Here is a 20,976-nt window from a genome sequence, read left to right as displayed (position 1 = left end):
AAAAAGCTTTGCGCGGAGCGGTTTTCACCATCCACAGGCGCGACAGGCAGGTAAAACGCCCAAAGCCACAAAACACCGCCTCCGAATTCACATTCAATTTCAATATATTACAGATATATCATTAGCTTTTAGGAAAATTCACGAAAGAATTATGACGCAGAAGAAGATTTTTCGTGACAAAAGCTGTGCAGTTCGCTATTTTTTTCATCATAAGAGCAACAACGGAATAAAACCGTTGTTTTCACGCGGTCAAAGTCTTGGGAGGATGGATCCAGGCGCGAGCTACGCAGCCGCCAGTAACATGGAAACGGATCGAACGCGTATTTTATTAGCAAGGCGAAAGCCTTGCTTTTTTTTTGCATTTGCATTGATCGCGACCCTCGCCGTCAGCTTCCCGAAAAGCCGCGCAATAACCCATTGAATTTGTGTGATTTATAGACCTGCTTTTGCAGGCGACTATTTGCAATATGTTGCCAAAGTAAAACTAGTTTTATTCTTCGGCGCATATCGCGACCAGAGCGAACGAGGACCGAAGCGTGAAATTCCTTTAGTCCCTTATAATTCAGCACCTTACGATAAGATCATAAGTTTTTGATTCAGAGCGTATTTCCCAGCAGTCTGTTTTGCGCATAAAAGAAAGACTGCCTAAAAATGAGGCAGCCTTGGATTTCTCATTCTGTTTTCGTAAATGCGATTACGTCAAATCCGGGAAAAAATGCGGAATGTCGTCCAGACCAAAACCGCTGATCTGCGTCACATAATAATAGACAGCGAAGATAAGCGTGGCGACAAAAGTGGTACGCAGAAAGGCGCGACCGATGCGCGGTGTTGCCGGAGCGCTGGCCACCGTGCCAAGCGTAACATTATTTTCCTCAGCCTGTGTGCGCAGGCCGACCGGCAGCAGCGCAAAAAGCGACGTCCACCAGATAATGAAATAGATCGCAATGCCGGACATGATGGACATGATTACACTTCCTCCAGCTCAATCAGCGTGCCGTTGAAGTCTTTCGGGTGCAGAAACAGGACCGGCTTGCCATGGGCGCCGGTCTTCGGCTCTCCATCGCCGAGAATACGTGCGCCTTCCGCCTTGAGCTTATCCCGCGCTGCGATAATGTCCTCCACCTCATAGCAGAGATGGTGCACACCACCGGACGGGTTCTTTTCGAGGAAGGCTGCAATGGGTGATCCCTCACCCAAAGGCTCCAGCAGCTCGATTTTCGTGTTGCCGACGTCGATGAAAACCACGGTCACACCGTGTTCCGGCAAGGCCTGCGGTGCGCCGACATTTGCAGCCAGTTTGCCACGATAAAGCGCGGACGCAGCCTCGATATCCGGAACGGCAATCGCGACATGGTTCAAACGTTCGAGCATCAGCACCTCCCTTGCTGCATATTTATAGCGTGACGGTCAGCGTATCCTATTCACGAATACGGTCACCACAGGCTTTTTGCCCCACGTCTGATTTGCCGCAGCGCGCACCGCGCGGCGCGCGGATTCACGCACCAGCTCGACATCCTTGCGGCGGACGCGGGGAATGCTATCGACGGCCTCGACGACCGCATCGAGCAGGATGTCTTCCATCAACTCGCCCTGACCGTCTTCTTCCGGCAGACCAAATGTCACCAGATCGGGTTCGTCGAGAAGCTTGTGGTCGCGGTCCAGCAGGATGGAAACGGCGACATGGCCGACATAAGCGAGCTTGCGGCGCTCGACCATGCCGATCTCTTCCTCGTCACCGATCAGCTTGCCGTCCTTGTAGATACGGCCAATCGGCGCTTCGTCGATAATTTCGGCCTTGCCGGGGGCAAGACGCAGCACGTCGCCATTGCGGATCTGGGCGACCTGCCCGATCCCTTCCATCGCGCCAAGCGAGCCCTGCGCCACCAGATGCGCAGCTTCGCCATGCACCGGAACGAGAATTTGCGGGCGAACCCAGGAATACATACGCTTTAATTCGCTGCGACGCGGATGGCCGGAGACGTGCACCAATGCATCATCGTCGCCGATGATCTTGATGCCCCGGTCGATCAGGCAGTTCTTGATGTCGAGAATGGCTTTTTCGTTGCCCGGAATGGCGCGCGACGAATAAATGACCGTATCGCCCGGCGACAGGGCCAGACTGCGCATTTCATCGCGGGCCAGCTTGGCAAGTGCTGCACGCGGCTCGCCCTGACTGCCGGTCAGGATCATCACCACGTTTTCACGCGGAATATAGCCGTAATCCTCTTCGCTCAGATATTCCGGCAGGCCTTCCATATAGCCAAGCTCGGTCGCGACAGAAATCGCGCGCTTCATCGAGCGACCGACGACCAGAACCTGACGGCCCGCATCGCGCGCCGCCTCCGTGATGGAGCGTATGCGGCCCACATTGGAAGAAAAGGTGGTGATCGCCACGCGTCCACGCGCATTCTCGATCAGCTCGCGCAGGCTTTCACCGACCTGACGTTCCGACGGGGATTCACCCTCGCGCATGGCATTGGTGGAATCGCAGATCAGCGCCAAAACACCGGCATCGCCAATGGCGCGGAAGCGCGCTTCATCGATGACCGGGCCGAGCGAAGGTTCCGGGTCCATCTTCCAATCGCCGGTGTGAACGACAGTGCCAAGCGGCGTCGTGATCGCCAGCGACACAGGTTCCGGGATCGAGTGCGTGACAGCGACCGCTTCAACCTTAAACGGGCCAACTTCGAACTTTTCACCAGCCTTGTAGACCGTGACCGGAATTTCCGGCGCGCTGATCTCGGACTGGCGCTTGGCTTCCAGCAGACCGGCGGTGAACGGCGTCGCATAGACTGGAACCTTCAGGCGCGGCCACAGATCGAGCAGCGCACCAAAATGGTCTTCATGCGCGTGGGTGATGATGATACCGCGCACATTGTTCTTTTCCGCTTCAAGATAGCGAATATCCGGCAGGATAAGGTCGGCACCCGGCTGTTCCGGCCCGGCAAAGCTCACGCCCATGTCGACGACCAGCCATTCGCGATTATCCGCAGGTCCAAAGCCGTACATAGCGAGATTCATGCCGATTTCGCCCACGCCGCCGAGCGGCAGAAAGACGAGTTCCGGGTTATTGGATCGGGCCATGAAATTTCCTCTGTAATTATACCCTGCTTATAAAGTGGAACCGGATCAGTTTGCACTTCGGGAAGACATGCTTTCGCCGCATCCACTGAACCTAAATGGCTTTAGTTGCAACCCCGGCAAGATAAAAGAAAGCTGTTATTTACGCAGTGTTGCTGCCGTTCCGAAATAAACATCGCCCGCTGTGACCGTAATGCGCGCGCCGTCATTGTCGCGGATCACGAAACGGCAGGCTTCATCGATGGTCTCGAACCGGCCTTCGATGACCTTGCCTTCAACCTGCATCGTGACATTTCCACCAAGACCATGCGCCCGCTCCAGCCAGCGTTTGCGGATCGTATCCAGCCCGCGTCCCTCGTCCCAGACACGATAATTGACCGACCACGCATCGGAAAGAGCGGCAAACAATGTCTCGGCATCGCACTTGCTGCCAAGCGCCTGCAGCGACGTGGCGGCGTATGGCAGATCGTCGGGAAAGGCCACGATGTTGGTGCCGATGCCGATGGCAATCGCAAAGCTATCCTTGGCGAGAATTGATGATTCCAGCAGAATGCCCGACAGTTTCGCACCATCCAGCAGCACATCATTCGGCCATTTCAGGCCGATCTTCGGCGGCACGGCTGGTCCGGTTGCTGCAAAAGCCGCTTCCAGCGCATCGGCCAGCGACAGGCCCGCAACGAAACCGAGCGTTGCCGCCGTTTTCAATTCGTAGGATTCGATCAGGAGAAGTGTGGAGGCCAGATTACCTTCCGAAGTAGACCAGGCGCGACCGCGTCTTCCGCGTCCACTTTCCTGCCTCTTCGAGACAAGCCAGAGCTTGCCCGGATCACCGCCAGCTGCTCGTTCCAGAGCCACCGCGTTTGTGGAGCCTACCGTCTCGAAAACCTCGAGACGGTAGCCAGCATTTTCGGCGACAGGCGAAAGCGCAAAATGCATTCGATCACCTGTCACAGTTTACTTAGAAGAACGTCTTTGCTGCGGCTTCGGCAAATCCGCCGATTGGACCAGCGAGGAAGACGTAGAAGAGCACGAAAGCGCCCGTAACGCCGAGAACGAGGCGCAGCTCGCCCGCGACCGGCACGAAACCACCAACCGGCTCATCGAACCACATGATCTTGATCATGCGCAGATAGTAGAACGCACCCACGACCGAAGCCACGATACCGATGATCGCCAGCGGGTAAAGACCAGCCTGCACAGCAGCAAGGAAGGTGTACCACTTGCCGAAGAAGCCGGCGAGCGGCGGGATCCCGGCGAGCGAGAACAGGAAGATCGTCATGATCGTTGCCAGCACCGGATTGGTGCGCGACAGACCGGCCAGATCGCCGATGTTCTCAACATTGCCGTCTTTGGTGCGCATGGCGAGAATGAAGGCAAAGGTGCCGAGCGTCATGGCAAGATAGATCGCCATGTAGATGGCCACGCCCTTCACACCGATGGCCGTACCAGCAGCCAGACCCACAAGGGCATAGCCCATGTGGCTGATCGACGAATAAGCCATCAGACGCTTGATATTGCGCTGGCCGATAGCGGCGAAGGCACCCAGAACCATCGAAGCGATTGCGATGAAGATCACAACCTGCTGCCAGTCATGGGTGACCGGAGCGAAGGCTTCGGAGACGACGCGGATGATGAGCGCCATGGCGGCCATCTTCGGAGCGGCGGCAAAGAAGGCCGTTACCGGGGTCGGCGCACCTTCATAGACGTCCGGCGTCCACATGTGGAACGGAACGGCGGAAATCTTGAATGCCAGACCGGCCAGAATGAAGACCAGACCGAACACCAGACCAAGCTCACGCTGGCCGCCCGAAACAGCCTGGGCGATTTCGGCGAAACCGATATGGCCGGTATAGCCGTAAACAAGCGAGATACCGTAAAGCAGCATGCCCGAGGACAGCGAGCCGAGAACGAAATACTTCAGACCGGCTTCTGTGGAGCGAACGCTGTCGCGGTTGAACGCAGCCAGCACGTAAAGCGCCAGCGACTGCAGTTCGAGACCGAGATAAAGCGACAGCATGTTGGAGGCCGACACCATCAACAGCATGCCGAGCGTCGAAATGACGATCAGGACCGGGAACTCGAACTTGTCGAACTTTTCCGCCTTGGCGAAACCGACCGACATGACGAGCGTGACGATGGAGCCGATCAGCGTCAGCACCTTCATGAAGCGGCCAAAACCGTCATTGACGATGGCGCCGCCGAAAGCGGAACCATTCGCCGGGAATAGAACAACCAGTGCCAGCGCTGCAATCAGCACTGCGACGGACAGTCCGTTGACGAGCGTGGTTGCACGCTCGCCAGAGAACACGCCGATCATAAGCAGTGCCAAGGCGCCTACAGCCAGGAGAACCTCCGGCGCTGCAAGGGTCAGATGAGCTATCAGATCAGTCTGCATGACCTTACGCCTTTATTTTCTTACTGTGCCAGCATTGCATTGGCGGCTCCGCCAATTGCAGCGTCGTAATGTTGAACCAGAGCGGTCACAGCACTTGCAGTCGCATTGAAGACCGGTGCCGGATACACGCCGAAGAAGATGGTGAGTACCACGAGCGGATAGAGAATGATCTTCTCACGCGGGCTGAGATCGAGGAGCGCCTTGAGGCTTTCCTTGTCGAGCGCACCGAAGATCACCTTGCGGTAAAGCCACAGCGCATAGGCCGCCGAGAGAATGACGCCCGTGGTTGCGAACAGCGCCACCCAGGTATTGACCCGGAACACACCGAACAGCGTCAGGAATTCACCGATGAAGCCCGAAGTACCCGGCAGGCCGACATTCGCCATCGTGAAGATGAGGAAGGCCACCGCATATTTCGGCATGTTGTTCACCAGACCGCCGAACGCCGCGATCTCACGGGTATGCATACGGTCATAGATCACGCCGACGCAAAGGAAGAGAGCACCCGACACGATACCGTGCGACAGCATCTGGAAGATTGCGCCCTGAATGCCCTGCTCATTGGCCGCGAAGATACCCATGGTCACATAGGCCATGTGTGCGACGGACGAGTAAGCAATCAGTTTCTTGATGTCTTCCTGAACCAGAGCCACCAGAGACGTGTAGATGATGGCGATCACCGACAGCGTGAAGACAAGGGGCGCGAAATCAGCAGAAGCCAGCGGGAACATCGGCAACGAGAAGCGCAGGAAGCCGTAGCCACCGAGCTTCAGAAGGATACCGGCCAGAATGACCGAGCCTGCTGTCGGCGCTTCAACGTGGGCATCGGGAAGCCAGGTGTGGACCGGCCACATCGGCATCTTGACCGCAAACGACGCGAAGAAGGCGAGCCATAGCCATGTTTGCATGCCAGCCGGGAAGCTGAACTTCTGCAGTTCGACGATGTTCATCGTGCCAGCCTGCCAATACATGGCCATGATGGCGATGAGCATCAGCACCGAGCCGAGCAACGTGTAGAGGAAGAACTTCAAGCTTGCATAAACGCGACGCTTGCCGCCCCACACGCCGATGATGATGAACATCGGGATAAGGCTTGCTTCGAAGAACACGTAGAACAGGAAGAGGTCGAGCGCGCAGAACACGCCGATCATGAGCGTTTCCAGAATGAGGAACGCGATCATATATTCCTTGACGCGCTTTTCGACAGACACCCAGCTTGCAAGAATGCAGAACGGCATCAGGAAAGCGGACAGCACCACGAACAGGACGGAGATACCGTCCACGCCCATATGATAGCTGATGCCGCCACCCATCCAGCCAGCCTGCTCGACCATCTGGAAACCGGGGTTCGAATTATCGAACCCGGCCCAGACAACGAGCGACAGGATGAAGACGAACACGGTCGTCAACAAAGCCACGTTGCGGATGTTGCGACGCGAAGCCTCGCTGTCGTCCTTGATCAGAAGGATCAGTAACGCGCCGACGAGCGGCAGAAACGTGACCGTTGAGAGAATTGGCCAGTCGGTCATCAGAAAGAGCTCCCGAGCATCATCCAGGTGACGAGCGCGGCGACGCCGATCAGCATCGCGAATGCGTAATGATAAAGATATCCGGACTGCATCTTGACGACGCGGTTGGTGACATCAAGCACACGGGCCGAGATACCATCCGGACCGAAGCCGTCAATGAGCCAGCCGTCGCCACCCTTCCAGAAGACACGACCGAGCCACTTGGCCGGACGAACGAAGAGGAAGTCGTAGAGTTCGTCGAAATACCACTTGTTCAGCAGGAACTGGTACAGACCGCGATGGCGTTCTGCCAGTGCCTTCGGCATTTCCGGCGACCGGATGTAGAAGATCCAGGCAACGATGAAGCCGATGATCATAGCCGTGAAAGGCGACAGCTTAACCCAGGTCGGAACATGATGGTACTCATCGAGGATCTCGTTGGTCGGCAGCGTGAACAGAGCGCCCTTCCAGAATTCGGCATAGTCATGACCGAAGAAGAATTCCTTGAACACCACACCGGCAAGGATTGCGCCGACAGCAAGAACGAACAACGGCACCAGCATCACGGGCGGCGATTCATGGACGTGATGCATGACTTCTGCCGAAGCGCGCGGCTTGCCGAAGAAGGTCATAAAAATTAGACGCCAGGAATAGAAGCTCGTGAACAGAGCCGAGACGACGAGCAGCGTAAAGGCGTAGCCAGCAGCCGGGCTGTGCGAAGCGAACGTCGATTCAATGATCGCATCCTTCGAGAAAAAGCCTGCCGTACCGATAATCGTGCCCGGAATGCCAAGACCCGTAATAGCAACCGTACCGATGAGCATCATCCAGTAGGTAACCGGGATCAGCTTGCGTAAGCCCCCCATGCGACGCATGTCCTGCTCTTCCGACACGGAATGGATGACCGAACCGGCGCAAAGAAACAGGAGAGCCTTGAAGAAGGCGTGCGTGAACAGGTGGAACACCGCAGCGCCGTAAGCGCCGACGCCGAGAGCCACGAACATATAGCCCAGCTGCGAACAGGTCGAATAAGCGATAACGCGCTTGATATCGTTCTGCACCAGAGCAACCGTTGCCGCAAAGAATGCGGTGGTGGCGCCGATGATGGTGACGACCAGAAGAGCCGTATGCGACAGTTCGAAGATCGGCGACATACGCGCGACCATGAACACACCTGCGGTCACCATGGTTGCGGCGTGAATGAGAGCCGAAACAGGTGTCGGGCCTTCCATAGCGTCCGGAAGCCAGGTGTGCAGCAGGAACTGCGCCGACTTACCCATCGCGCCCATGAACAGAAGCAGGCAAACAACGGTCAGTGCCGTTTCCTTGTGCAGTTCATAGCCGAGGAAGTTCAGCACGACCTGACCTGCATCCGCAGCGCCTTCTGCCGGCAGATAATTGGCGGCAGCAGCGAAGATCGTGTTGTAATCAACCGACTGGAACAGAGCGAACAGGCCGAAGATGCCAAGCAGGAAGCCGAAGTCACCAACGCGGTTGACGACGAAGGCCTTCATGGCGGCGGCATTGGCCGAAGGCTTCTTGAACCAGAAACCGATCAGAAGATAGGACGCCAGACCCACGCCTTCCCAGCCGAAGAACATCTGAACCAGATTGTCCGACGTAACCAGCATGAGCATCGCGAAGGTGAACAGCGACAGATAGGCGAAGAAGCGCGGACGATGCGGATCGTGGTGCATATATCCAATCGAATAGATATGCACGAGAGCCGAAACCGAGTTCACGACAACGAGCATGACGCCGGTCAGCGTATCGACACGCAGCGCCCAATCGAAGGACAGCGAACCGGACGTGACCCAATGCAGCACCGGAATGCGCACAGTTTCACCGTCGCCCATTGGAATCTGGAAGAACACGATCCACGAGCAGATCGCGACGATAACCATAAGGCCGGAAGTGATGTATTCACTCGCTTTTGCGCCGATCTTATTGCCGAACAAGCCAGCAATAAGAAAGCCGATAAGCGGAAGGAAGACGATCGCGTAGTAGAGCATTTGCCCGTCAACCTTTCATAACATTGACGTCTTCCACCGCGATGGAACCGCGATTACGGAAGAAAACAACGAGAATTGCCAGACCGATGGCCGCTTCAGCAGCCGCAACAGTCAGAACGAAAAGGGCGAAGACCTGCCCGACCATGTCGCCGAGCTGGCTGGAGAACGCCACGAAGTTGAGATTGACCGAAAGCAGGATCAATTCGATCGACATCAGGATAACGATGACGTTCTTGCGGTTCAAAAAGATGCCGAAGACGCCAAGCGTGAACAGGATGGCCGAAACGGTCAGATAATGAGCGATACCGATTTCCATATGCTTATCCTTAGATGCCTTTGCCCGTTTCGACCTTCTTGATCTCAATCGCCGTTTCGGGCGTGCGAGCAACCTGGACCGAGATGGACTGGCGCTTGACATTCGGCTTGTGCCGCAGCGTCAGAACGATGGCGCCGATCATCGCGACCAGAAGGACGAGACCAGCAACCTGGAAGTAGAAGACGAAGTCGGTGTAGAGAATGTCGCCCAGAGCAGCGGTATTGGACCGCTCGGCGATATTCGGGATCGGCACAGCGCCCTGCCCCAGCTTCGGTGCAAACATGTTGCTCGCGAAGACGAAGATCAGTTCGCCCAGCAGGATCAACCCGACCAGAGCGCCGACCGGCGCATATTGCAGCGCACCGCGCTTCAGTTCCGAGAAATCCACATCCAACATCATGACGACGAAGAGGAAGAGAACCGCCACAGCGCCGACGTAAACGACGAGCAGGATCATGGCGAGGAACTCGGCCCCGGTCAGCAGGAACAGAGCTGCCGCATTGAAGAATGTGAGGATCAGAAACAGCACCGAATGCACGGGGTTGCGTGCCGCAATCACCATGAACGCGCTTGCGATCATGATGAAAGCGAACAGATAGAAAAACGCTGCCGCAATACCTGTCAGCATGGGGATCCCCCAACACCTTTCCGTGAGCAAAGCCCTATTGCTTTGCCCGCTTTATTCATAAACTCTTGTCCGAGCATCGGACTGACCGAAAATTCGATCTGACACTCGAACTGATCGGGAACCCGATCAGCGATAAGGCGCATCCATCGCGATATTGCGCGCGATTTCGCGTTCCCAACGGTCACCATTGGCGAGGAGCTTGTCCTTGTCGTAGTAAAGCTCTTCGCGCGTCTCGGTCGCGAACTCGAAGTTCGGGCCTTCGACGATGGCATCCACCGGACATGCTTCCTGGCAGAAGCCGCAATAAATGCACTTCACCATGTCGATATCGTAACGCACCGTACGGCGGGTGCCGTCGTTGCGGCGCGGACCGGCCTCGATGGTGATGGCCTGCGCCGGGCAGATTGCTTCGCAAAGCTTGCAGGCGATGCAGCGTTCTTCACCGTTGGGATAACGGCGCAGCGCATGTTCGCCGCGGAAACGCGGCGAAACCGGACCCTTTTCATGCGGGTAGTTCAACGTCGCCTTCGGCGCGAAGAACTGGCGCATGGAAAGAAAGAACGCGCCGACGAATTCCTTGAGAAGGAGCGATTTGGCTGCTTGAGCGATTGAAGCCATTGTTATTACTCCTTACGCCAGACCGAAGACTTTGAGGAAGGTCGCGGTGGCGACAACCATGAAGAGCGAGATCGGCAGGAAAACCTTCCAACCCAGACGCATCAGTTGGTCATAGCGGTAACGCGGTACGAAAGCCTTCACCATGGCGAACATGAAGAAGCAGAGGCAGAGCTTGAGCATGAACCAGATGATGCCCGGAACCCAGTTGAGGAACCAAACGTCAACCGGAGGCAGCCAGCCGCCGAGGAAGAGCGTGGTCATCAGGGCGCACATCAGCGTGATCGCCACATACTCGCCGAGGAAGAACAGAAGGAACGGCGTGGACGAGTATTCGATCATATGACCGGCCACGAGTTCGGATTCAGCTTCGACGAGATCGAAAGGCGGACGGTTCGTTTCAGCAAGCGCCGAAATGAAGAAGATCACGAACATCGGGAACAGACAGAGCCAGTTCCAGTCGAGGAACGATGCAGGCAGGCCGAGCATGGTGCCGAGGCCGGTGTTCTGCGACAGCACGATATCGGTCAGGTTGAGCGAGCCGACAGTCAAGAGAACGGTGACAATCACAAAGCCGATGGAAACTTCGTAGGAAACCATCTGCGCCGCCGAACGAAGCGCGCCGAGGAACGGGTACTTCGAGTTGGAGGCCCAGCCGCCCATGATCACGCCGTAAACTTCAAGCGAAGAAATGGCGAATATATAGAGAATGCCGACATTGATGTTGGCGATAGCCCAGCCTTCATTGACCGGGATAACGGCCCAGGTTGCCATTGCGAGAACGGCAGAGACGAAGGGCGCAAGGAGGAAGACACCCTTGTTTGCGCCCGACGGAATGATTGGTTCCTTGAAGACGAACTTCAACAAGTCGGCGAAAGCCTGGAACAGACCCCAGGGACCGACAACGTTAGGGCCGCGACGAAGCTGCACCGCTGCCCAGATCTTGCGATCCGCATAAAGCAGGTAAGCGACGACGATCAGCAATACGACGAGCAGAACGACCGACTTCAGCGCCATGATCAGCGCGGGTAAGACGTAAGCTGCAAAAATTCCTTCCATTGTTCCGTCTCTCTCTCGCTTACTCGGCAGCTTGGCTGAAGCCGCCAGCCGCGAGCGCCGAGCATTCGGCCATGACGGCGGAAGCGCGCGCAATTGGGTTAGTCAGGTAGAAGTCCTTGACCGGGGAAACGAACGCAGCGCCGCCGCCCAGGTTGGAAGCCTTGCCTGCCAGCGCGACGAGATCGTCGGCGGAAGCAGGCGTGATGGTGTCGATGGCCAGCATGTGCGGGTAGTCCGCATAAAGCTTGGCGCGAAGCTGCTGCAAGCTATCGAACGGCAGGCGCTTGCCCAGCGTATCGGAAAGAGCACGCAGGATTGCCCAGTCTTCCTTCGCTTCGCCCGGTGCGAAACCGGCGCGGCTGCCAAGCTGTACGCGACCTTCGGTGTTGAGCCAGGTGCCCGACTTTTCCGTATAGGCTGCGCCCGGCAGGATCACATCGGCGGCGTGTGCACCGGCATCGCCGTGCGTGCCGATGTAAACAACGAAGCTCGGGCCCTTACGGGTCATGTCGAGTTCGTCTGCACCGAGCAGGAACACGACATCCAGATTGCCCAGCATGTCGCCAGCTGCCTTGCCGCCCTCACCCGGCACAAAGCCGAGGTCCAGAGCGCCAACGCGCGAAGCGGCAGTGTGCAGAACGGAGAAGCCGTTCCACTCATCCTTGATCGCACCAACGTCCTGAGCAAGCTTGGCGGCCGTCGCCAGAACCGCACGACCGTTTTCGCCGGTGAGCGCGCCCTGACCGATGATGATCAGCGGACGTTCGGCCTTGGCCAGCACGTCGCGGAAAGCGTTGGCGCCAGCAGCGACGGATGCCAGTGTGTCGGCACCTGCGCCCAGATATTCGTAATTGTAACGCAGTTCTGCCTGTTCGCCGATCAGAGCGACCGGGAAATGGCCCATGCGCTGACGCTTGCGAATACGTGCGTTCAGAACGGCGGCTTCAACGCGTGGATTGGAACCGATGATGAGCAGAGCATCAGCGTTTTCAATGCCTTCGATGGTCGCGTTGAAGAGATAGCTTGCACGACCGAGAGCCGGATCAACGGCAGCGCCATCCTGACGGCTGTCGATATTGGCAGAGCCGAGCGAAGCCATCAGGCCCTTCAGCGCATAGATTTCCTCGACCGAAGCCAGATCGCCTGCAACAGCGCCGATCTTATCAGCCGACGTTGCCGAAACCTTGGCTGCAATGGCAGCGAAAGCTTCCGGCCAGCTTGCGGCGACCAGACGGCCATCCTTGCGGACATAAGGGCGGTCGAGGCGCTGGGTGCGCAGGCCGTCCCAGATGAAGCGGGTCTTGTCGGAAATCCACTCTTCGTTCACCGCTTCGTTGACGCGCGGCATGATGCGCATCACTTCGCGGCCACGCGTATCGACGCGGATGTTCGAACCGACCGCGTCCATCACATCGATGGTTTCAGTCTTGTTCAATTCCCACGGACGCGCCTGGAACGCGTAAGGACGCGAGGTCAGAGCGCCAACCGGGCACAGGTCGATCACGTTGCCCTGCAATTCCGAGGTCATGGCGCGTTCGAGATAGGTGGTGATCTCGGCGTCTTCACCACGGCCGATGAGGCCGAGTTCGGAAATGCCAGCCACTTCCGTCGTGAAACGGACGCAGCGCGTGCAGTGAATGCAGCGCGTCATCACCGTCTTGACGAGCGGGCCGATATATTTGTTTTCGACCGCGCGCTTGTTTTCGCGATAGCGCGAACCGTCGGTGCCGAAAGCCATTGCTTGATCCTGCAGATCGCACTCGCCGCCCTGATCGCAGATCGGGCAATCCAGCGGGTGGTTGATCAGCAGGAATTCCATCACGCCTTCGCGGGCCTTCTTGACCATCGGCGTGTTGGTGAAGATTTCAGGGGCTTCGCCGTTCGGGCCGGGACGCAGATCGCGCACGCCCATGGCGCAGGATGCCGCCGGCTTCGGCGGTCCGCCCTTTACTTCAACCAGACACATACGGCAGTTTCCGGCGATGGAAAGCCGTTCGTGGAAACAGAACCGCGGCACTTCAGCGCCCGCGGCTTCGGCAGCCTGAAGGAGCGTATAGTGATCGGGTACTTCGATCTCTGTGCCGTCAACCTTGATCTTTGCCATCGTTTATCCAAACCTGCGGCTTAAGCCGCATTTTCCAGATCTCAAACTCTTGCGCCTGCCCTTGTATTGGCATGACCTTTTCCGAAAACCGCCAGGCACTTTTCGGGGCCATGCCCTGCCGGGCAGGCTCACACAAACCGTTCAGCCTTATTCCGCTGCTTCCAGACGGATATTGCGGCTCTGCACGGCGTTGCGTGTATAATCATCAATGCGCTTTTCAATCTCCGGACGGAAATTGCGGATCAGACCCTGGATCGGCCATGCAGCCGCGTCGCCAAGCGCGCAGATCGTGTGACCTTCAATCTGCTTGGTCACGTCGAACAGCATGTCGATTTCGCGCTTCTGCGCGTTGCCCTTGACCATGCGTTCCATCACGCGCCACATCCAGCCGGTGCCTTCGCGGCACGGCGTGCACTGGCCGCAGCTTTCATGCTTGAAGAACGCCGACAGACGGGCAATCGCCTTGATGATGTCGGTGGACTTGTCCATGACGATCAGGCCGCCGGTGCCGAACGACGATTTCTTGTCGCGCATGCCGTCGAAATCCATGATGGCGTCCATCATGTCTTCGCCTTTGATGACCGGGCAGGATGCGCCACCGGGAATAACCGCCAACAGATTGTCCCAGCCGCCGCGAATGCCGCCAGCGTGCTTTTCGATCAGTTCGCGGAACGAAATGCCAAGGCCCTCTTCCACGACGCAAGGCGTGTTCACATGACCAGAAATCTGGAACAGCTTGGTGCCGACATTGTTCGGACGACCGATGGACGAGAACCATGCACCGCCGCGACGCAGGATCGTCGGCGCAACCGCAATCGATTCCACGTTGTTCACGGTCGTCGGGCAGCCATAGAGACCCATATTGGCTGGGAATGGCGGCTTCAGGCGCGGCTGGCCCTTCTTGCCTTCAAGGCTTTCGAGCAGCGCGGTTTCTTCGCCGCAGATATAAGCGCCAGCGCCATGGGAGACAAAAATGTCCATATCCCAGCCGCACTTGTTGTCTTTGCCAAGCAGACCGGCTTCGTAGCATTCGTCGATTGCCGCCTGCAGGGCTTCACGCTCACGCATGAATTCGCCGCGAATATAGATATAAGCGGTGTGTGCGCCCATGGCGCAACCGGCGATCACGCAACCTTCGATCAGCGTATGCGGATCGTGGCGCAGAATTTCGCGGTCCTTACAGGTGCCCGGTTCGGATTCGTCGGCATTGACGACCAGATAATGCGGACGACCATCGCTCTGCTTGGGCATGAATGACCATTTGAGCCCCGTCGGGAAGCCAGCGCCGCCACGGCCACGCAGTCCCGATGCCTTCATCTCGTCGATGATCCAGTCACGGCCCTTTTCGATGAAACCCTTGGTGTTGTCCCAATGGCCGCGCGCCATGGCACCTTTGAGGGAGCGATCCTTGAAGCCGTAAATATTGGTGAAGATGCGATCTTTATCAGCCAGCATGTCTCACCTGTTTCCGTTCGTGTTTGCGAATATCGAAGTCATCATACCGGCTTCTTTCCGAATACCTTGATGTATTCCTCGACGCCGCCCTTGGCCAAAGCCTTGGCTTGCTTCACCCAGTCTTCACGCTCGATACGACCGTGGAAGCTGAGATAACCATCAACCCATTCGCGCTCGGCCTTCTTCCAGGCAGAAACCTGCTTGAAGGTGAAGATGCCAAGCTCATGCAGGGTTCCTTCAATCTTCGGACCAACACCGGAGATCAGCTTCAGATCGTCAACTACTTCCGGGCGCTCCATGGCAACCGGACGATTGGCATCGTCAAGCTTGAAGGACTGCTTCGTATCGACCGATGCGGCCTTCTCGGCAGTCTTCGGCACCTTGACGTCCGAAGGCGTCTTCAGGGCCGGATCGGTTTCGGGCGCATTGGTGACCGGCTTTGCAGCGTTCGACGGAGCGACGTTCTTCGCTTCTTCGGCGGCCTTGGCTTCGGCTTCCGCCTTGGCCTTTGCTTCCGCTTCGGCCTTCGCCTTGGCGGTCGCGGCGTCCGATGCCTTGCGGGTTTCGAGACCGATCTTCTTGTAATCCAGATCTTCGGTCAGCGACGTCAGACCGTCGACCGGATTGGACGTTTCACGGCCAATCTGCGGGCCCGGCTTGACGGTGTCGCCCTTGCCAGCTTCGAAAGCGTCGATGATTTCGGCAAGGCGTTCCGGCGTCAGATCTTCATAGGCGTCCTTGAAGATCATGACCATCGGTGCATTGGCGCAAGCGCCCTGGCATTCGACTTCTTCCCACGACAGCGTACCGTCGGCATTAAGCTCGAAGGGATCGTGGTTGATCTTGTGACGGCAGACATCCATCAGCGCTTCCGAGCCACGCAACATGCACGGGGTCGTACCGCAAACCTGAATGTGAGCGCGCGTGCCGACAGGCTTGAGCTGGAACTGCGTATAGAAAGTAGCGACTTCCAGAACGCGGATCAGCGGCATGTCGAGCATGGCTGCCACATGTTCGATGGCAGCTTTCGTGACCCAGCCGTCCTGCTCCTGCGCACGCATGAGCAACGGAATGACAGCCGACTGCTGACGGCCATCAGGGAATTTTGCAATCGTCTTGTGCGCCCAGTCCTGATTTTCCGCGTTGAACGCGAAAGCGGCTGGCTGGACGGCATCATCTGCGAGACGGCGAACGGACATCAGCGGTCAACCTCACCAAACACGATATCGAGCGAGCCAAGAATTGCCGACACGTCAGCCAGCATATGGCCGCGGCACAGGAAATCCATGGCCTGAAGATGGGCAAAGCCCGGAGCGCGCAGCTTGCAGCGATAAGGTTTGTTGGAGCCGTCCGAAACGAGGAAGACGCCAAATTCGCCCTTCGGCGCTTCAACTGCTGCGTAAACTTCACCGGCAGGCACATGGTAGCCTTCCGTGTAAAGCTTGAAGTGGTGGATGAGCGCTTCCATTGAACGCTTCATCTCGCCGCGCTTCGGCGGCACGATCTTGTTGTCGGTATTGGAAACCGGGCCGACGCGTTCCTTGCCGAGCAGCAGGTCAACGCACTGGCGCATGATGCGCGCCGACTGGCGCATTTCTTCCATGCGGATCAGGTAGCGGTCATAGCAGTCGCCGTTCTTGCCGATCGGAATGTCGAATTCCATTTCGTTGTAGCACTCATAAGGCTGCGACTTGCGCAGATCCCATGCAGCGCCCGAACCGCGCACCATGACGCCCGAGAAGCCCCATGCCCATGCATCTTCCAGCGACACCACGCCGATATCGACGTTACGCTGCTTGAAAATACGGTTCGGCGTGATGAGGTCATCAAGGTTGTTGAGCGTCTTGAAGAACGGATCGATCCATTTGCCGATGTCTTCAACGAGCTGATCCGGCAGGTCCTGATGGACGCCACCCGGACGGAAATAGGCAGCGTGCATACGAGCGCCACAGGCGCGTTCGTAGAACACCATCAGCTTTTCGCGCTCTTCGAAGCCCCAAAGTGGCGGCGTCAGCGCGCCAACGTCCATGGCCTGCGTGGTCACGTTCAGAAGGTGGTTCAGGATACGGCCGATTTCCGAATAGAGAACGCGGATCAACTGACCGCGCTTCGGCACGTCGATGCCCATAAGGCGTTCAACGGCAAGCGCATAGGCATGTTCCTGGTTCATCGGCGCCACGTAGTCGAGGCGGTCGAGATAAGGCACAGCCTGAAGATAGGTTTTGGCTTCCATCAGCTTCTCGGTGCCGCGATGCAGCAGACCGATATGCGGATCGACGCGGTCGACGACTTCGCCGTCGAGTTCAAGCACCAGTCGCAGCACACCGTGCGCGGCGGGATGCTGCGGACCAAAGTTGATATTGAAATTGCGGACCTGAGTCTCAGCCATGTTCAGCTTCCCGTCGCTCAGTTCGTCTTTGCCTTCTCATCGCCCGGCAGGACGTATTCCGTCCCTTCCCATGGCGAGAGAAAATCGAAATTGCGGAATTCCTGACGCAGTTCGACAGGCTCGTAGATGACGCGCTTCAGCTCGTCGCTGTAACGCACTTCCACAAAGCCGGTCAGCGGGAAATCCTTGCGCAGCGGATGGCCTTCAAAACCATAGTCGGTCAGGAGGCGACGCAGATCCGGGTGGCCGGAGAACAACACGCCATACATGTCGTAGGTTTCGCGTTCATACCATTCGGCACCAACGAAAACCGAAACCGCCGATGGAACCAGCGTGTCTTCGTCTGCCTGAACCTTGACGCGGATGCGCTGGTTCTGACGCGGCGACATCAGCTGATAGACCACATCGAAGCGATTGGCGCGCTGCGGGTAGTCAACGCCAGAAATATCCGTCAGATTGACGAACTGGCATTGAACATCGTCACGCAGGAAGGTCAGAACGCTGATAAGGCTCGTCACCGGTACAGAAAGCGTCAGCTCGCCATAGGCCAGCTTCGCCTCTTCGATTGCATCGCCGAGGCGTTCCTTGATGTAGCCGGAAAGTTCACCGAGAGCTTCTTCGCTCATTTCCCTAACTTCCTTATTTAGAACTCACACTGCACTTGCCCTGGGAGACTTTTGGGAGAAATCCCACGCGGCGGTGTCAGTCGAACCCTAACAAAACCTGTATGGCGCAAACCGGTCCAGTGACCGGATTAACGCTCGATCGTACCCGTGCGGCGGATCTTCTTCTGCAGCATAAGAATGCCGTAAAGCAGAGCTTCCGCAGTGGGCGGGCAGCCCGGCACGTAGATATCGACCGGAACCACGCGGTCACAGCCACGAACCACCGAATAGGAATAGTGGTAGTAGCCGCCGCCATTGGCGCAGGAACCCATCGAGATCACATAGCGCGGCTCAGGCATCTGGTCGTAGACCTTGCGCAGAGCGGGCGCCATCTTGTTGGTCAGCGTCCCTGCAACGATCATCACATCGGACTGACGCGGAGACGCGCGCGGTGCGATACCAAACCGTTCGGCGTCGTAGCGCGGCATGGAAATGTGCATCATTTCCACAGCGCAGCAGGCGAGACCGAAGGTCATCCACATCAGCGAACCGGTACGCGCCCAGGTGATCAGAGCGTCAGCAGATGTGACGATGAAGCCCTTGTCGGACAGTTCGCTGTTCAGATCGTTGAAGAAAGCATCGTCGGAGCCGACAGGCTTGCCCGTGCGCGGGTCAAGAATGCCTTTCGGCTGTGGAGCCACGAGTGTGGTGTTGGCTGTGGTCAATCCCATTCCAGCGCTCCCTTCTTCCATTCATAGATGAAGCCGATGGTGAGGACGCCAAGGAACAACATCATCGACGCGAAGCCAAACCAGCCGATGGAACCGAAGGATACAGCCCACGGAAACAGGAAGGCGACTTCAAGATCGAAGATGATGAAGAGAATCGACACCAGATAGAAACGAATGTCGAATTTCATACGGGCGTCATCGAAGGCATTGAAGCCGCACTCGTAAGCTGAAAGCTTTTCCGGGTCTGGCTGTCTATATGCGACGAGGAACGGCGCAACCAGAAGGGCTACACCGATTACCATTGCGATGCCGAGAAAGATGACAATCGGCAAATAGGAACTTAAAAGCTCGTTCATGATCCTTTATCCGGCTTGAATACGAGGCTGCGCCGCCTGTCATAAGCTTTTTGAAGCCCACGACCATGCGACACATTGCATCTATTGCATCCTCGTCGCCCCAAGCAGCTTCAAAAGGCATGCCGTGCGAACTAAGCGCTTTCGCGGGGACGGTTAGCGCAGCCCGCGTTGAAGCGCAACCCCTCCAGCGCCTTCAGGTGGGCATAGTCGGGTCGAGATGCTTAATAAGGCATGGCCTCGGGCCCGAATAACCCAGCTGAACTCGTTCTGCCCCCGTCCTGGCACAGTAAGATCATAATTTTGTGAGGCACTGTCTCATGATGCCTTCCCGCTGACAACAGCAAAGAGAATCAACGGCATTATTAATAAAGTACGTTTGCGAACCATTTCGGGCGCCTTGTCACGCGGGAAAAATGCGAGCGCGCCCGTGCGATCCATGCCGCTCCCTGCCTCCCGCGAAAACACCCCCGCTCTGCTGCACGCAAAATTTCTTTCGCACAGACCGCGATATGGAGAATGGAAACGGCTCCGCACTGTCTCAGCACGCCAAGCCATGCCTTCAGATCGGCAGAGCAGACTTTATCATAAGGATATTGCTTAGAATCGGAACGAAGGGAGGTCACACATGCAAGATTTTCTGCTCGCTGGCGGCGACCTTCTCGTGATCGGCGTGATCGTTCTCTCGGTCGCCTATCTCTCCTGGAAGCAATTCTCCCGATAAAAGAGACTGGCTCGCACAAACCGGCGGACGAACAAATTCGTCTAAACAGTTTTGGCGATCATTTATAAGGAAAGTTCGAGAAATGGCGTGGAGCGCCACTTTCAGTTCAACAGTGCATTTGATTATGTTGAAGGAAAGTGGCGCGAGTGACGGGGCTCGAACCCGCGACCTCCGGCGTGACAGGCCGGCACTCTAACCAACTGAGCTACACCCGCGCATTTTTTAAAGCCCGTAGGCTTCGGTCACCACCGCCGTTTCCGTCGGTGTGAGCGGTCGTTTAAGGGGTTCGCGAACAAGTGTCAAGCGCATGTTTGGAGAAGAATTGCGATATTCTGCAATTCATTCACAAGCTTTGCAAAACACCCCGAAAACAGGCCCACGGCGCAGCAGCACACAAATGCTTGCACGACATGAAATACAAAAAAAGGGAAACAAATGAGGAGGCGTGGAGCGCCACTTTCAGTTCAACAGTGCATTTGATTGTGTTGAAGGAAAGTGGCGCGAGTGACGGGGCTCGAACCCGCGACCTCCGGCGTGACAGGCCGGCACTCTAACCAACTGAGCTACACCCGCGCATTTTTCTAAAGCCCGTAGGCTTCGGTCACCACCGCCGTTTCCGTCGGTGTGAGCGGTCGTTTAAGGGGTTCGCGAACAAGTGTCAAGCAAGTGCTGGGAAGAAAGCAAAAGAATTTTTGCCTTTCTGTGAAAAGGCTGGTTTTCCCGGCTTTTTCAAAGACATCCTGTTATCCACACCACACTGACCGCCGCAACAATGACGGCGACCAGCGCGATGAATCACCTGCTGCTTCGGATATTCGCCCTCTCACCCGAACTTGTGATTCAAAATCCCGCATAGCGGGACATTACGAAGAATGTAACTGTGGTGTTACGCGACAATTCTCTCTATTCCATGTATCCATGCCTCCCCGATCCTTTTAGCCGCCAAGGCGCGCAGAAAACGGATCGGGACAATATGAAGATCGCGCCGCGATAGACTGACT

The 20,976-nt window shown here is 56.9% G+C and carries 19 protein-coding genes and 2 tRNA genes; 1 reads left to right on the top strand and 20 read right to left on the bottom strand.

Going from position 1 to position 20,976, the window contains the following annotated elements:
• The first annotated feature begins 151 nt into the window (after nt 1–151).
• The gene (locus tag D8666_RS24100) at nt 152–421 is read left to right on the top strand and encodes a hypothetical protein (protein WP_167836025.1); all 270 of its coding nucleotides are present in this window, start codon (nt 152–154) and stop codon (nt 419–421) included.
• A 273-nt stretch (nt 422–694) separates the two neighbouring features.
• On the opposite strand, the gene D8666_RS01285 is transcribed toward D8666_RS24100, so the two are convergent.
• The 20 genes from D8666_RS01285 to D8666_RS01190 all read right to left on the bottom strand — a co-directional run bounded on the left by D8666_RS01285 (nt 695) and on the right by D8666_RS01190 (nt 20,548).
• The gene (locus D8666_RS01285; RefSeq protein WP_121535842.1) at nt 695–964 is read right to left on the bottom strand and encodes a DUF1467 family protein; all 270 of its coding nucleotides are present in this window, start codon (nt 962–964) and stop codon (nt 695–697) included.
• 2 nt (nt 965–966) lie between these two features.
• Entirely contained in the window at nt 967–1,371 is a 405-nt protein-coding gene (gene mce / locus D8666_RS01280; protein WP_121535839.1) for a methylmalonyl-CoA epimerase, read from the bottom strand.
• 36 nt (nt 1,372–1,407) lie between these two features.
• Nucleotides 1,408–3,084, bottom strand: coding sequence for a ribonuclease J (locus D8666_RS01275; RefSeq protein WP_121535835.1), 1,677 nt, complete (start codon nt 3,082–3,084; stop codon nt 1,408–1,410).
• A gap of 135 nt (nt 3,085–3,219) precedes the next feature.
• Nucleotides 3,220–4,017: a biotin--[acetyl-CoA-carboxylase] ligase gene (locus tag D8666_RS01270; protein ID WP_121535832.1), complete on the bottom strand. Its 798-nt coding sequence runs from the start codon at nt 4,015–4,017 to the stop codon at nt 3,220–3,222.
• Between the two features lie 22 nt (nt 4,018–4,039).
• Nucleotides 4,040–5,476, bottom strand: a complete 1,437-nt coding sequence (nuoN, locus tag D8666_RS01265) for an NADH-quinone oxidoreductase subunit NuoN (RefSeq protein ID WP_109368803.1) — start codon at nt 5,474–5,476, stop codon at nt 4,040–4,042.
• A 20-nt stretch (nt 5,477–5,496) separates the two neighbouring features.
• Nucleotides 5,497–7,005 carry an NADH-quinone oxidoreductase subunit M gene (locus D8666_RS01260; protein WP_121535829.1) on the bottom strand — a complete coding sequence of 503 codons (1,509 nt, stop codon included), beginning with the start codon at nt 7,003–7,005 and terminating at the stop codon, nt 5,497–5,499.
• Nucleotides 7,005–8,996 carry an NADH-quinone oxidoreductase subunit L gene (nuoL, locus tag D8666_RS01255; protein ID WP_109368801.1) on the bottom strand — a complete coding sequence of 664 codons (1,992 nt, stop codon included), beginning with the start codon at nt 8,994–8,996 and terminating at the stop codon, nt 7,005–7,007. Before nuoL ends, D8666_RS01260 begins: the two co-directional genes overlap by 1 nt.
• Before the next feature lie 7 nt (nt 8,997–9,003).
• Nucleotides 9,004–9,312 carry an NADH-quinone oxidoreductase subunit NuoK gene (gene nuoK, locus D8666_RS01250; protein WP_006466598.1) on the bottom strand — a complete coding sequence of 103 codons (309 nt, stop codon included), beginning with the start codon at nt 9,310–9,312 and terminating at the stop codon, nt 9,004–9,006.
• 10 nt (nt 9,313–9,322) lie between these two features.
• A complete protein-coding gene (locus D8666_RS01245; RefSeq protein WP_121535826.1) occupies nt 9,323–9,940 on the bottom strand; it encodes an NADH-quinone oxidoreductase subunit J in 618 nt (205 codons plus the stop codon).
• A 126-nt stretch (nt 9,941–10,066) separates the two neighbouring features.
• Nucleotides 10,067–10,558 (bottom strand): NADH-quinone oxidoreductase subunit NuoI, encoded by a 492-nt coding sequence (nuoI, locus tag D8666_RS01240; protein WP_078338429.1) that lies wholly within the window; start codon nt 10,556–10,558, stop codon nt 10,067–10,069.
• A 12-nt stretch (nt 10,559–10,570) separates the two neighbouring features.
• On the bottom strand, nt 10,571–11,614 hold the full coding sequence (nuoH, locus tag D8666_RS01235; RefSeq protein WP_109368799.1) for an NADH-quinone oxidoreductase subunit NuoH: 1,044 nt from the start codon (nt 11,612–11,614) through the stop codon (nt 10,571–10,573).
• 19 nt (nt 11,615–11,633) lie between these two features.
• Nucleotides 11,634–13,718: an NADH-quinone oxidoreductase subunit NuoG gene (nuoG, locus tag D8666_RS01230; RefSeq protein WP_121535823.1), complete on the bottom strand. Its 2,085-nt coding sequence runs from the start codon at nt 13,716–13,718 to the stop codon at nt 11,634–11,636.
• Nucleotides 13,719–13,865: 147 nt separating this feature from the next.
• Complete coding sequence (nuoF, locus tag D8666_RS01225) at nt 13,866–15,173, bottom strand: NADH-quinone oxidoreductase subunit NuoF (protein ID WP_121535820.1); 1,308 nt, start codon at nt 15,171–15,173, stop codon at nt 13,866–13,868.
• Nucleotides 15,174–15,214: 41 nt separating this feature from the next.
• Nucleotides 15,215–16,372, bottom strand: coding sequence for an NADH-quinone oxidoreductase subunit E (locus D8666_RS01220; RefSeq protein WP_121535817.1), 1,158 nt, complete (start codon nt 16,370–16,372; stop codon nt 15,215–15,217).
• Complete coding sequence (locus D8666_RS01215; protein WP_109368795.1) at nt 16,372–17,562, bottom strand: NADH-quinone oxidoreductase subunit D; 1,191 nt, start codon at nt 17,560–17,562, stop codon at nt 16,372–16,374. Before D8666_RS01215 ends, D8666_RS01220 begins: the two co-directional genes overlap by 1 nt.
• A 17-nt stretch (nt 17,563–17,579) precedes the next feature.
• A complete protein-coding gene (locus tag D8666_RS01210; RefSeq protein ID WP_109368794.1) occupies nt 17,580–18,188 on the bottom strand; it encodes an NADH-quinone oxidoreductase subunit C in 609 nt (202 codons plus the stop codon).
• 128 nt (nt 18,189–18,316) lie between these two features.
• Nucleotides 18,317–18,898, bottom strand: a complete 582-nt coding sequence (locus tag D8666_RS01205) for a NuoB/complex I 20 kDa subunit family protein (RefSeq protein WP_010661172.1) — start codon at nt 18,896–18,898, stop codon at nt 18,317–18,319.
• Nucleotides 18,889–19,254: an NADH-quinone oxidoreductase subunit A gene (locus D8666_RS01200; protein ID WP_078338422.1), complete on the bottom strand. Its 366-nt coding sequence runs from the start codon at nt 19,252–19,254 to the stop codon at nt 18,889–18,891. The genes D8666_RS01205 and D8666_RS01200 overlap by 10 nt, the downstream gene beginning before the upstream one ends.
• An 859-nt stretch (nt 19,255–20,113) precedes the next feature.
• A tRNA-Asp gene (locus D8666_RS01195) sits at nt 20,114–20,190 on the bottom strand.
• Between the two features lie 281 nt (nt 20,191–20,471).
• Nucleotides 20,472–20,548, bottom strand: a tRNA-Asp gene (locus D8666_RS01190).
• Nucleotides 20,549–20,976 lie beyond the last annotated feature (428 nt).

Origin of the sequence: Ochrobactrum soli (genome assembly GCF_003664555.1) — a bacterium.
Lineage (GTDB): Bacteria > Pseudomonadota > Alphaproteobacteria > Rhizobiales > Rhizobiaceae > Brucella > Brucella teleogrylli.
Note: the sequence above shows the minus strand (reverse complement) of the source record. Positions and strands in the feature narration are given on the sequence as shown.